The organism is Paenibacillus popilliae ATCC 14706 (assembly GCF_000315235.1).
GTDB classification, from domain to species: Bacteria; Bacillota; Bacilli; order Paenibacillales; family Paenibacillaceae; genus Paenibacillus_B; species Paenibacillus_B popilliae.
The window spans coordinates 1-12,106 of record NZ_BALG01000382.1; the positions used below are offsets into that span (position 1 = coordinate 1).

General features: G+C 55.9%; 11 protein-coding genes and 1 riboswitch. Of the genes, 5 read left to right on the forward strand and 6 right to left on the reverse strand.

Annotation, left to right across the window (positions count from 1 at the left end):
- Window positions 1-587: 587 nt before the first annotated feature.
- Window positions 588-710: a hypothetical protein gene (locus tag PPOP_RS25230; RefSeq protein ID WP_267879089.1), complete on the forward strand. Its 123-nt coding sequence runs from the start codon at window positions 588-590 to the stop codon at window positions 708-710.
- A gap of 391 nt (window positions 711-1,101) precedes the next feature.
- On the opposite strand, the gene PPOP_RS17540 is transcribed toward PPOP_RS25230, so the two are convergent.
- The 5 genes from PPOP_RS17540 to PPOP_RS17560 form a co-directional block, all read right to left on the reverse strand.
- The gene (locus PPOP_RS17540; protein WP_199898996.1) at window positions 1,102-1,629 is read right to left on the reverse strand and encodes an ADP-heptose synthase; all 528 of its coding nucleotides are present in this window, start codon (window positions 1,627-1,629) and stop codon (window positions 1,102-1,104) included.
- A gap of 175 nt (window positions 1,630-1,804) precedes the next feature.
- Window positions 1,805-2,803 (reverse strand): polyprenyl synthetase family protein, encoded by a 999-nt coding sequence (locus tag PPOP_RS17545; protein WP_006288003.1) that lies wholly within the window; start codon window positions 2,801-2,803, stop codon window positions 1,805-1,807.
- On the reverse strand, window positions 2,790-3,239 hold the full coding sequence (locus PPOP_RS17550) for a hypothetical protein (protein ID WP_042229795.1): 450 nt from the start codon (window positions 3,237-3,239) through the stop codon (window positions 2,790-2,792). Before PPOP_RS17550 ends, PPOP_RS17545 begins: the two co-directional genes overlap by 14 nt.
- 99 nt (window positions 3,240-3,338) lie before the next feature.
- On the reverse strand, window positions 3,339-5,213 hold the full coding sequence (locus tag PPOP_RS17555) for an FAD-dependent oxidoreductase (RefSeq protein WP_006288005.1): 1,875 nt from the start codon (window positions 5,211-5,213) through the stop codon (window positions 3,339-3,341).
- Window positions 5,214-5,395: 182 nt separating this feature from the next.
- Entirely contained in the window at window positions 5,396-5,890 is a 495-nt protein-coding gene (locus PPOP_RS17560) for an FMN-binding protein (protein ID WP_006288006.1), read from the reverse strand.
- Window positions 5,891-6,744: 854 nt separating this feature from the next.
- Window positions 6,745-6,857: riboswitch (TPP riboswitch) on the forward strand.
- A 337-nt stretch (window positions 6,858-7,194) separates the two neighbouring features.
- Here PPOP_RS17560 and PPOP_RS17565 point away from each other — a divergent pair.
- From PPOP_RS17565 to PPOP_RS17580, 4 genes are all read left to right on the forward strand, one after another.
- The gene (locus tag PPOP_RS17565) at window positions 7,195-8,211 is read left to right on the forward strand and encodes an ABC transporter substrate-binding protein (protein ID WP_006288007.1); all 1,017 of its coding nucleotides are present in this window, start codon (window positions 7,195-7,197) and stop codon (window positions 8,209-8,211) included.
- Between the two features lie 179 nt (window positions 8,212-8,390).
- Window positions 8,391-9,155, forward strand: a complete 765-nt coding sequence (locus PPOP_RS17570) for an ABC transporter permease (protein WP_006288008.1) — start codon at window positions 8,391-8,393, stop codon at window positions 9,153-9,155.
- 14 nt (window positions 9,156-9,169) lie between these two features.
- On the forward strand, window positions 9,170-10,027 hold the full coding sequence (locus tag PPOP_RS17575) for an ABC transporter ATP-binding protein (protein ID WP_006288009.1): 858 nt from the start codon (window positions 9,170-9,172) through the stop codon (window positions 10,025-10,027).
- Window positions 10,028-10,238: 211 nt separating this feature from the next.
- The gene (locus tag PPOP_RS17580; RefSeq protein ID WP_006288010.1) at window positions 10,239-11,069 is read left to right on the forward strand and encodes a TatD family hydrolase; all 831 of its coding nucleotides are present in this window, start codon (window positions 10,239-10,241) and stop codon (window positions 11,067-11,069) included.
- 82 nt (window positions 11,070-11,151) lie between these two features.
- Here PPOP_RS17580 and PPOP_RS17585 read toward each other — a convergent pair.
- Window positions 11,152-12,106, reverse strand: a 955-nt coding sequence (locus PPOP_RS17585) for a Na+/H+ antiporter NhaC family protein (protein WP_006288011.1), incomplete at its 5' end; no start/stop codon positions are given.

Sequence of the window (12,106 nt, forward strand, 5' to 3'; positions counted from 1 at the left end):
ATCAATCAACGACCACGAAAATGTTTGGGCTGGAAGACTGCTCACGAATCCTTCTCAGAAGAACTGTCGCACTTGGCTTGACAATCCGTCATAAGTACTAATCTCCTTTCATTCACATAAAATATATGATAAAATACATTAAAACCAAATGGAGGGATTTTTATGGACTCGTTTTCCGCCTTTATTTATATGGGGATTTTAACATTTATCGTATTTTTAGGAATTATAGGGTTGGTAATAGCCGCTTTAATCAAATATATCCGAAAAAAATAGAAATAAATAAATATGAAATCACTAACATTTACTGTAGAGGAAAAATATTTAATGGGAAAATTTTCATGATTAAATATTACCATGGATATCATCGAAAGACAAGGGATTTATTTACAAAATGGTTGACTCGATAGCGGCAGCCAAGATCCGGTTGACGATTTCTCGTTTACGGTTACAGTGATGGTAGATAATTGAATGATGGCGAGTTGCACAATGGCGTGCACCTATATCATAAGCGAAGAGGCTTTTCAAGGAATCCGTTCTTTTAAAAGTCTCTTTTTTTGTTGCCAACTACTTCATAGGAGGTGCCTGTTATGGACAAAATATCGATGAAAACAGACATTTATCTGGGGCAAGGCGCGCCGAATCGTCTGACGCAATGGTGGAATCAACGAATCTTTAACAGACCCATCCATGGTCAAGTCGGGGATGATTAACATGTTGTTCGAACGGTTGCATGAGAGCAATAAGCAATATATTTTCAGCAGCATTGTACCGGACTCACCGATCGAAATCGTGACGGAGGGCGTCGAAATGCTCGGCGCGTTCCAGGCCGTTCGTGGCAATTCGTATGCGCACCCTTGCGCAAGACCGCCGTTTCGCAGAGGCCACTCCCGCAACAAGTCCAGCTTCTATGATATTCTGGGCGAGGAGCGGAAGCGGGCAGGCTTCCGGGAGCGACAAGCAGACCGACAGGTCAAGCCGGGAAAGGAACATGTGGCTGCAGCCTACCCTCGAGTAGTAAATGCTGCAGCCCGAACGGCATTCACGTTATCTGAGATGTGCGAGAAGGGTCCGGTATGCCATTACCGCCTCGTCGGGCTGGAGCTAATGGATGCCGGTATCGTCAGGGAAATCTTCCTGTTCGACGGCATATTCGAAATCATCGATGTCATAGATCGGAATCGGCACTTCATTCGCGATGAGCCGACTGATAAATTCGAACTGATCCGTCAACAAAGGAGCCTGCTCGCGCATGGAGGTCAGAATAAGCTCCGTCTCTACCGGATCGAATACTTCTCCGTAGCGCGCGTTGTCCATCGCGTGGATGATGATACAAGAGACGTTGTCGCGCAAGAGAAGGGGGGGGCTGGTCCGCCAGGGGGCGGTTAAGGCGCGTTCGATCTTCTTTTTATTCAATTCGCTCTCGAAATAGGTGATCAACTGCTCGATCTGCTGCCTGGCGAATACGTCTTCTTCCGGGTCGGGCATCACCTGCTCGCCCTCCTGACGCATCTCGTACAATTCCATGATCGTCGTGTAAGGGATTACATATTCAACGGGCCGCCGGGGCTCCAATAAATGGCCGTATACCGCTAGCATAACGGCTTCCAATACAAATCGCTGAGGCTTCACTGTCGATCCTCCTTCATCTAAGATGCAGATTGGTGATTGGCAGACAAGCTGCACGCAATAACATAATAATACCACCTTGCCCAAATGGACAAAAGAGTAAACAATTGAAAGACTCGGGAAACCAACAAAGCCGAACCTCTTGCAACCAAGAGATTCGGCTTCTGCCGGGTACGGGTTAATATGTCCGCGCCTCGAAATAGGACCAGAGCGTGCGCAGGTCGGCATGCGCCGGAAAGGCGGACAGCTGCTCCGTCATATCCCAGGCCTGCTTCATGAATTGATGGCTTACCGCCAGCGCTTGCTCCAAGCCACCGCTCTGCCGGACGAGTTCAATCGCCTCGTCCAGCGCCGCTTCGGAGGCGTCCGGGCGCAGCAGCTGACGCAGCTTGCTGTCCGTGGCTTCATCCTTCATCGCCATCATGACAGGCAGGGTGACATGTCCATTCCGCAGGTCGGTTCCTACCGGCTTGCCCAGCTCTTTGGCTGTCGCCGTGAAGTCCATGATGTCGTCCCGTATCTGGAAGGCCATGCCAAGCAGTTCGCCGAAGCGGTACAGGCTGTCCACAATATCCGGAGTGGCATCGGCGGCCTTGGCGCCCAGTTGCAGGCAGGTAGCCATCAACAGGGCGGTCTTGTTCCGTGTCTTCTCCCAATAGGCCTCGATCGGGATATCGAGATTGAAGCGCTGCTCCATCTGCTGGTATTCACCGAGGCAGAGCTGGGTTGTCGTCACCGACGCCAGCTCATGGATATACTTCTCCGCCTCTTGCCCGTTGGCGGCGGCGAGCTCCATGACGCGGCACATCATATAATTCCCGATATGGACTGCGGAATAGATGCCGGTCTTGCGGTGCAGGGCGAGCTGTCCGCGCCGCATCTCTGCCTGATCCAGAATATCGTCGTGAACGAGAGAGGCGGCGTGAACCATTTCGACCATCGCGGCCAATTGATAGACGCTGTCCGCCTCCGGACGGGAGCCGAACCGGCTGCCGACGATCGTCATGATCGGCCGCAGACGCTTGCCTCCAGCACGGATGAGATCCATGACGCTGAGCGCGACGATAGATCGGGAGGATACATCCGGGTCATGCAGCACAATTCGCTTTAGATCACGGTTAATGCGGGTGAGCGGGATATGCAGGCGTTCATGCAGCGTGCCGTCAAATGACTTCATACGTCAACTGCTTGTAACGCTTCATCAGAAACCGGGACATCTGCCGATGCAGCTCCGATTCCGCTCCTCTACCCTCTGCCCGCTGTATCTGAATCCGCTTGTTGACTGTAGCCATCTCGGCTATCAGATCGGTTAACCCGTGACGCGCAGCGAACTGGTAGTACAGACTGAGCAAGAAGTCACCGTCCAGCACTGCCTTTCCTGCCAGACGCTCGTCTTGGGGAACACGGTGATGCGTCCGCATCGCTTGACGCAGCAGCCAGTAGCAGCCTAACAGAACGCCCCGTTCCTGGGCCGTGATGTCGCAAGCGTCCAACGTTCGGGTCATATCGGACAGGTAGCGCTCGTCCGAGCCTGCGGTAATGCGGATGCCAGCCAGCGGCGGAAGCTCTTGCTCAAGCATCTGAATCGTATCCTTCATAAGTTGCCGGTTCATGGGAACCCCCCGCTTCCCTGTAGAAATAGGCAAAGTAACGTGACACAGGGACACATTACTTTGCCGTTGTCAATGAATGTTATATCGCCTGGGGCCCGATTAATCGGTATACAGGTACCAGCGTCGGGCCAACGGAGTCTTCTTCCAGATTCGCTTCAGGCGAGGGTACAGGTAGTAATCCAAGCCGAAGGTGCTGCCGGAACCGCCGATCAGTGCGATGCCGCCGAAGAAGTACCAGAACATTTCGTAAGGTGCCATTCCGGACGTATAGATCATGAGGCCCATCGCGCATGTTCCGATCGCGGCGATCGCCGTGAACAAGCCCAGAATAAGCATAATGCCGAAGACAACCTCGGCCGCTACCATGCAGCCCTGGAAAATATAAGCCATCGTCGTGTATCCGCCGTCATGCGTGTAGAACATCAGATCCATCGACCAATCCACAATGCCCTTGATGAAATCCGGCACTGGAATGGCCTTGATGGCCGAGCTTGCCCCTTCCACGGCCGATGCGGCCGTCTGGGCGTCTACGGTTGAATGGACCGCGTCGACCGCTTCCGAAGCCGCTGTGACGCCATCCATCACCTTCGGTGGAATCAAGAACATTTGGGAAGGATCCTTCAGCAGCTTTGCCGCCTTTTCCCACCCTTGCAGTAACCACATCACCCCGATGTAGATCCGCAACGGCACGAGCCAGAAGTTCGGCGAACGCTTGGAGAAATGGCCGCCAACCAAGCTTCTGCGATTCTCGACGTGGAAGACCTCGTGCATCAGATAGGTCCAGATCTTGTTAAAGCCGAGCACCTGCAAGAAGTACACGATATTGATCATATGCTTGAAGAACATGGCGAGGAAGCCGGTGAAATGGAACAGCTTCTTCGGCGTACCGACGGCGGCAACGCCATAACGTCCGCCAATGGAGACCATCGTGCCATGGAAGGCAGGCTGATACGATTTTTGCGTGCCGCCCTTGATGTCGCATACAAGATTGTGGGCAATCAGGCCGGCGGAGTGCTCGGCGTTCTCGACCATTTGCGGCACAGGCCGCTCTTCGCCTTCCGGAATATAGAAGATATTGTCGCCGACGACATAGACATTGTCATAATCAACGGACTGCAGCTTGTCATTGGTTAAAATGCGCTTGCGGCCCTGCTGCTGCACATCGAGATTGCCGACCAGATCGGAACCTTCAACCCCGGCCGTCCAGATGACTGTACGTGATTGTATCTCGTTGTCTTCGCCAAGAATGACCGAGTTCGGAGTCACTCCGGAGATTTTCGTTCCGGTAATGATCTCAACCTTTATTTTGCGGAGATATTTATCCGCTTTGTCGATAAGATTCTGCGGCAGAATGGGCAAAATTTTCGGTGCCATATCGGCCACGACGAGACGCACTTCAGATTCATCGACATAAAATTCCTTGCACAGCTGTTCGCGGTATTCCGCCAGTTCCCCGATCATTTCCACGCCAGTGAAGCCGGCGCCGACGACAACGAAGGTCAGCATCTGCTTGCGCTTCTCCGGATCGTTTTCTTTCGTCGCATCCATGAACATTTGACGAATCTGCTGCTTCAGCTTCACCGCATCCTCGAACGACCATAACGAGAAGGAATGTTCTTCTGCGCCTGGAATGCCGAAGAATGACGGCTTACACCCGGTACCGATAACAAGATGGTCATAGTGATACGCATCCCGTTTCCCCTGGAGCTGGTTGCTTTTAAAATCAATGTTCGTGATTTCGTCGAGGATGATGTCCACCTTGAGGCCCGCGAAAATTTTCTTCAGGTCCATCTTGATAGCATCTTCGTCAACGCGTCCTGCTGCGACCTCGTGCAGCTCCGTCATCATCGTATGGAACGGCTTGCGGTCAATCAGCCTAATACGGATATCCTGATCCTTCTTGAAGCGTTTGGCCAGCTTCTTCGCCGTTAGGACGCCGCCATAGCCTGCGCCCAACACAACGATCTCTTTCATGGTTTCACCCCTGAGTAACGATGTAGTATGAATGGCATTGGTTCAAAAATAATCAAACCATATCATGAAGGGAGCCCCGACAGCAGAGAGCAAGGACGAGTACTATCAAGCGTCATCTGTACCCGTAAGCCACCTGCTCTCTTACTGCGGAGCTCTATATTCATCCCTGAATCGAAGCCGGATTACTTAGCCGAAGCGAGAGCTTCCTCAGCCAGCTTCACGAAGCCATTGACATGGATGGATACGCCGGAGACTGCATCCGCTTTGCCTTCAGTGTCAAACGCGATGGCAGCCGGATCTTGCTTCGCAATCAGCACCTCTTCCATCTTTGCCGCTTGCTCGCTCCATTCCAGTTCGGAACCGGCATTTTTCATGCCGTACTCTTCGCCCAGTTCCTTTTTCGTTTTTCCGCCTTCTTTGTTCACGGCGTCCCAGTTCACTTCTGCAATTTTTCCGTCTGTTACAGTGATATCCAGCGTATCTTTCCAGCCGGATGACTCATCGAAGTCAGCCGCTTCGGCATGGTATGTGCCATCTTTATATTGGCCTTGCTCCTCTGCCGGAGTCGTTGTCTCCGTCTCTGGCGCTGTCGAAGTGTCTTCTTTCTTATCTCCACAGGCTGCCAGCATTCCTACTACCAATACAGCAGATAAGAGCAGTGCAAGTTTCTTTTTCATAAATCGGTTCCCACCTTTTCATTATTCAAAATTACTTTGTGAAAAATTTAACTAACCGTTTTACAACATGATTGTAACATCAACACCAAATTTTATATGCGGTATAAGTCATAGTTTATCTGTGATATAGGGCATGGTCAACCCTGAAATTTAAAAATATTAAAATTGTGGCGTTGTCTTTGTTTTTGTTTGTGTTATTGTTGCGTACTTTCTCCCATCTTATACACGGGGAAATGAAACTGCAATGCTCTGCCAATGCCGACTCCTCGTCTTGGCATTCCATCGACTTACCGCCCCATTACAAGCCTCTGATACTGGCTAATGAGTACCAGAGAACGGAAGCGATGAGTGCCAAATGTAAATTTTATATGGAATATATTGTATTTATTAGTAGTGTTGACTTTTTATGTTGTATTGCCGCTTATTCAGCAAGAACGGCTTGTTCGCCTAAGTCGGCATCATGACCATCGTCGTCAATATTCAGGTCGGCAAGATGAGATGTTCGGCAACGTGATGACGATATTTGCAGAACGGGTACACAGAAATTAACAAATTGGCGGACTCGTTCGTCTTCTGCACGATCGCGTTTGCGGGCTAGCATCGTCAATGAGCTACCAGACGTCCCGAACTTGCTGAACCTTCTAAATTGTGCCATGTTTCACATGGAACGTTTTCTGGAGAACGGGCGTCCATTCAAGGTGTGCATCGACATCCGAGAGCGGCGTGGGCATATATCCTGTATGACATACGATCATCCATTGTTCTCCAGCAACAATGGACTTCCTCGGAAGTGTACAACTGGCTGGACAAGGGAGCGAAGGAGGTATATACTTGTATGTGAAACGGAAAATGGATATACATACTAGGGGGGCTGGAATAAGGCCGGCTGAGATTGTATCCCACGAAGATACTGACCCTTACACCTGATCTGGGTAATGCCAGCGTAGGAATGAGAATGGCGTCGCACCGCGCCGAACGCAGGTGCGTTCCTTTGCGGTCGGCAATTCTGAGACCCGCATCCGTGTTCAAGGCGGGCAGGCGAGCGGAATGCTCCTGCATGGAACGTAACGTTCAGTTCGATCTGCCGCCATGCATGCGCATAGGTAATGGACAGCGTAAGCGCCCCGATGAGGGGCGCTTTTTTGGATCCGTGCGATTGCTTGCGCGGCTGCTCATGGAAGAGGTCTCGGCAGGACGTGTTCTTGCCGGGACAACCGATCATATGCTGGAGAAGGAGCACGGCTGTCTGTACCGCTCATCTGATGGGCACATCGGACAGGGGGAACAGAAGAAGGAGGAGAAGCATGCGTGCAGTAAAAAGAGGAGCGCTTGGACTTGCCTTGGCGCTCGTATTCATGTTGGCAGCCTGTGGGGGAGGAGGCACTGCCCCGACGCCGCAAGGCGCCGAAGCGCCGAAGGATCTGCGCAAGATTATGTTTGTGCTGGAATGGACGCCGAACACGAATCATACCGGGGTGTATGTCGCCCAGCAAGAGGGGTACTTTGAAGCAGAAGGGCTGGAAGTGAATATTATTCAGCCCGGAACGGGCGGAGCCGATGCAATGATTGCATCCGGGGCCGCGCAATTCGGCGTCAGCATACAGGAGAGCATTACGCTGGCGCGTACGCAGAATGTGCCGATCGTATCGCTGGCGGCCATCATCCAGCATAATACGTCCGGGTTCGCCACGATGCGGGACAAGCACATTACGTCGCCAAAAGACTTCGAAGGCAAGACGTATGGGGGCTGGGGCTCGCCGGTGGAAGAAATGATGCTGCGGACGTTGATGGAGCAGGAGGGCGCCGACTACAGCAAGGTCAAGAACATCAATATGGGCTCCGCCGACTTTTTCACAGCGGTCAAAAAAGATATTGATTTCGCCTGGATCTTCTACGGGTGGACGGGCATCAAGGCCGAACTGCGCAACGAGCCGATCGATATGATGTATGTCAATCAGTATGCGGATGCGCTTGACTACTACACCCCGGTCATCGCAACAAGCGAGAAGCTGATCGAATCCGATCCAGAGTTGGTCAAGGCGTTCATGCGGGCCGTCTCCCGGGGATATCAATATGCGATCGACCATCCGGAGCAGGCAGCGGATATCTTGTTGAAGCAGGTGCCTGACCTGGATAAGGAACTGGTCAGGGCCAGCCAGCGCTGGCTCAGCCCAAAATACGGCGACGATGCGCCGCGCTGGGGAGAGCAGAAGCGGGAAGTGTGGGACAACTATACGAACTGGCTCTTGCAGAACAAGCTGATGGAGAGGCCCATCGATATTGATAGGGCGTTCACGAACGAGTTCCTGCCGGACGCCTGATGCCCGGCGGTTATCAGGGAAGCAGTGGGAGATAAGTGAAGGCGGACAAACCGGTTGGGGGGAGGCTTGCCCTTCCGAGACGCACGGTTCGAGTCGGGATCCGCATCGAGAGGAGGAGTTGGCATGAGGAAGACGAACGGCATGCCTGCCGCAGGAACGTACAGGAAGGTGGCGGCGGCATGAAAAGACGGCTTGCAACGGCGGGGCCGCCCGTGACGGCCCTGCTGCTGTTTATTGGGGCGTGGCAGATTGCGGTCATGCTGTTCGATGTAGAGAAATGGATGCTCCCGAGCCCGCTTGATATTGCACGGGAGGCGGCGGCCAACGGCAGCGGCATTCTGCTGCACGCGCTGGCGACCCTGAAGCTGATGCTGATCGGCTTCGGAGCCGGAGCCGGGATCGGCCTGGCGCTGGCTTGTCTGCTTCATCCGCTCCCTTGGCTGAAGCGTGCGATCTATCCGCTCATGATATTGAGCCAGAACGTGCCGACGATCGCGTTGCTGCCGCTGCTGATGCTGTGGTTCGGCTTCGGCCTGCTGCCGAAGGTGATCGTCATTGCGCTCGTCTGCTTCTTCCCGGTCTGTGTCGCTGCCTTGGACGGCCTGACTCAGACCGATCGGACGATGCTTCATTATATGCGCATGACGGGAGCAACCCGGGCGCAACGGTTCTGGAAGCTGGAGCTACCGCACGCCCTGCCCTCCGTCTTCTCGGGCTTGAAGATTGCTGCCACCTACAGCGTGATGGGAGCGGTGATCGCGGAATGGCTCGGAACGGATCGGGGCATCGGTTATTATATGATGCTGCAAAAAGCGGCATACCGCGTCGACCGGATGTTCCTCGGCATTGTCGTCATCATTCTGCTCAGTCTGGTGATGTTTGGAGCGATCCGCTTGCTGGAGCGGATGATCATTCGTTGGCGGCCGGAGGAGAACGAGGAGTAAAGGAGGGAAATGCTATGAAGGCAATGTCCAACTTGGCCAAGCCAATTGGAGGAGTCGCCGGGCTGGCTTCCGCGACGCCGCCCGCTCTGGAGTTGGAACAGGTTGACATGTCCTATCCGGGGACAAAGATCCGCGGCGAAGGACGGCTGCAGGTGCTGGACCAAGTGTCGCTGCAGGTGAAGCAGGGCCGATTCGTCTCCATCATCGGCCCTTCTGGCTCCGGCAAGAGTACATTGTTCCATCTGATTGGAGGACTGCTGCGTCCGGATGGCGGACATATCCGGATGAACGGGCAAGAGGTGGCTGGGCTGCTGGGGCATGTCAGCTACATGCCCCAGCAGCCGGCACTCTTCCCGTGGCGGACGGTAGAGCAGAACGTCATGCTGGCCCAGGAGATCAGCGGTCGACCGAAGAAGGAGGCACGCGCGGCAGCACGGCAGTGGCTAGCGAAGATCGGCTTGTCCGGCTATGAACGGGCATATCCGCATGAGCTGTCCGGCGGGATGCAGCAGCGCGTCGCGTTCCTGCGCGCTCTGATGAGTCCGCATGAGCTGATGCTGCTCGACGAGCCGTTCAGCGCGCTCGACGCCTTAACCCGCAGCGCGATGCAGCGCTGGCTCACCGGCCTGTGGGAGCAGCACCGGCGCTCCGTGCTGTTCATTACGCACAGTATCGAAGAAGCGCTGCTGCTCTCTGATACGATCTACGTGTTCTCGAGTCGTCCCGCCCGCGTGCTGCGGGAGGTAGATGTCCCGTTCCCGCGGCCGCGGCACGAGTCGTTGGCGGGGGAGGAGGCTTTTCTCCGCTTGAAGCAGGAACTGTCCGGGCTGCTCCAAGAGGCGCAGCAGCAAGGGACAGGCGGACGAGAATAAGGGTAGAGGGACAGCGGATGGAGAGGCTTCGAGCTGTATATCTGGGTTACCTCGGCATATATGGTCACGTTCAGCGGAAGACTGAAGGAGATCATGTTGGGCGGAGTCTGCCGGCCGACATCAAGCCGGAAGAGCTGCTGCGCGGTGGAGGCAGCGCCAACGTGCTGCCGGAGGCGATCACTTTCAGAACGGGAAGAGGAGAGGGCGGACAATGGAAGGAAGGTACAGTGCCGCGAACACGGAGCGGCTCCGCTTTATCGATGCCCATATCCATCTTGACGGGTATAGGCCGGAGCAGCGGCCGCTGCTGGAGCAATCGCTGAAGGCGGAAGAACTGGATGGCGTCATCGCCGTGTCGATGGATACGGCCTCGTGCCGCGAGGTGCAGCGCTGGGCGAAGCGGTACCCGGGGCGTGTTCACCCCGCCTACGGCTTCCACCCGGAGCAGCTGCTGCCTACCGAACAGGAGCGGAGCGCGCTCCTGCAATGGATGGATAAGCGCCGCGACGCGATGATCGCCATCGGCGAGGTCGGCCTGCCCTATTATATGAGGCAGGAAGCCGTCCGTGCCGGAGGCAGTGAGGCAGCATTCCCCCGCAGCGCTTACCTGGAGCTGCTGGAGGCCTTCGTGCGACGGGCCGCCGCGTGGGATAAGCCGCTCGTGCTGCACGCGGTCTACGACGATGCGCCGCTCGTCATCGATCTGCTGGAACGGTACAGCGTGCGAGCGGCCCACTTCCATTGGTTCAAGGGAGACGCGAAGACGACGGAGCGGATGGCCGGGAACGGCTACTATATCTCGTTCACGCCGGACCTCGCCTATGAAGCCGAGATCCGGGAGCTGGCGCTTCGCTATCCGACCGACCGCGTCATGACGGAGACGGACGGGCCTTGGCCGTTCGAAGGGCCATTTGCGGGGCAGGTTACGCTCCCGCTGCTGGTGCGCGACGTCGCTGCGTCATGGGCCGCGCTCCAGCGGCTTGAGTTCGGCGAGGCCGCTGCGCTGCTGCGGGCCAACGCGAAGCGCTGCTATGGGGTGTAGCCCCGGCAGCGCACGCCAAGCGGCGTCCTGCCTTTGTCGGGAACCTGCCCTGCGCGGAAGCTGTGATTTGCTGAACGTTGGCTTACAGCACCATGGCCGCGAGGAAGCCGAACAGCAAGAGGGGCACGTTGTAGTGCAGGAAGGTCGGCACACAGGTGCCCCATATATGATCATGCTGTCCGTCGGCGTTCAACCCTGCGGTCGGCCCCAGGGTGCTGTCTGAGGCTGGCGATCCGGCATCGCCCAGCGCTGCCGCCGTGCCGATGAGCGACACCGTTGCCAGCGGGCTGAACCCGAGCTCGACGCACAGCGGCACGAAGACGGTCGCGATCAGTGGAATCGTCGAGAACGACGAACCGATGCCGAGCGTGATGAGCAGCCCGATAGCGAGCATCAGGAGAGCCGCCAGTGCCCGGTTGTCTCCGACCAAGCTGATGGCCGCCTGCACGAGCGCCTCGATGTGGCCGGTCTCGCGCAGCACCGCGCCGAGGCCGGCCGCCGACATCATGACGAAGCCAATATAGGCCATGGACCGCATGCCGTCGGAGAGGATGCGGTCGGCTTGGCCGAGCGGCATGACGCGCGCGAGCAGCAGCACGGCTAGGCCGGCGGCTGCGCCGTAGATCATCGAGCCCGTGCTTAACTGCACGGCGAGCATGGCCGCGATGGCGGCGATGCCGGATCCGGCAGCGAAGCGGCTGGCGACAGGGGCGCCAGCCGCTTCAGCAGTCGGCCGGGGCGCAGCCCCCTCGGCATATTGCCGTGGCTTGCGATAGCTGATCATAATGGCGAACAGCAGGCCTGCCACCATCCCGATCGCCGGCAGCAGCATCGCCTTGGGCAACTGGGAAGCATCGAGGGTCAGGCCGTTCTGCGTCATATTGCTCGCCACGATATCGTGGAAGATGGCGCCGAAGCCGACCGGCAGGAGCATATATGGCGTAATCAGCCCGAATGTGAGCGCGCACGCGACGGCCCGCCGGTCCAGCCGTGCCGTATTGAATAGCATAAGGAGCGGCGGGGGAAGCACGGGGAGG

What these genes read in the sequence shown, in the direction of transcription:
- PPOP_RS25230 (WP_267879089.1), top strand. Translation starts at nt 588, where the DNA reads ATGGACAAAATATCGATGAAAACAGACATTTATCTGGGGCAAGGCGCG.
- PPOP_RS17545 (WP_006288003.1), bottom strand. Translation starts at nt 2,803, where the DNA reads ATGAAGTCATTTGACGGCACGCTGCATGAACGCCTGCATATCCCGCTC.
- PPOP_RS17550 (WP_042229795.1), bottom strand. Translation starts at nt 3,239, where the DNA reads ATGAACCGGCAACTTATGAAGGATACGATTCAGATGCTTGAGCAAGAG.
- PPOP_RS17555 (WP_006288005.1), bottom strand. Translation starts at nt 5,213, where the DNA reads ATGAAAGAGATCGTTGTGTTGGGCGCAGGCTATGGCGGCGTCCTAACG.
- PPOP_RS17560 (WP_006288006.1), bottom strand. Translation starts at nt 5,890, where the DNA reads ATGAAAAAGAAACTTGCACTGCTCTTATCTGCTGTATTGGTAGTAGGA.
- PPOP_RS17565 (WP_006288007.1), top strand. Translation starts at nt 7,195, where the DNA reads ATGCGTGCAGTAAAAAGAGGAGCGCTTGGACTTGCCTTGGCGCTCGTA.
- PPOP_RS17570 (WP_006288008.1), top strand. Translation starts at nt 8,391, where the DNA reads ATGAAAAGACGGCTTGCAACGGCGGGGCCGCCCGTGACGGCCCTGCTG.
- PPOP_RS17575 (WP_006288009.1), top strand. Translation starts at nt 9,170, where the DNA reads ATGAAGGCAATGTCCAACTTGGCCAAGCCAATTGGAGGAGTCGCCGGG.
- PPOP_RS17580 (WP_006288010.1), top strand. Translation starts at nt 10,239, where the DNA reads ATGGAAGGAAGGTACAGTGCCGCGAACACGGAGCGGCTCCGCTTTATC.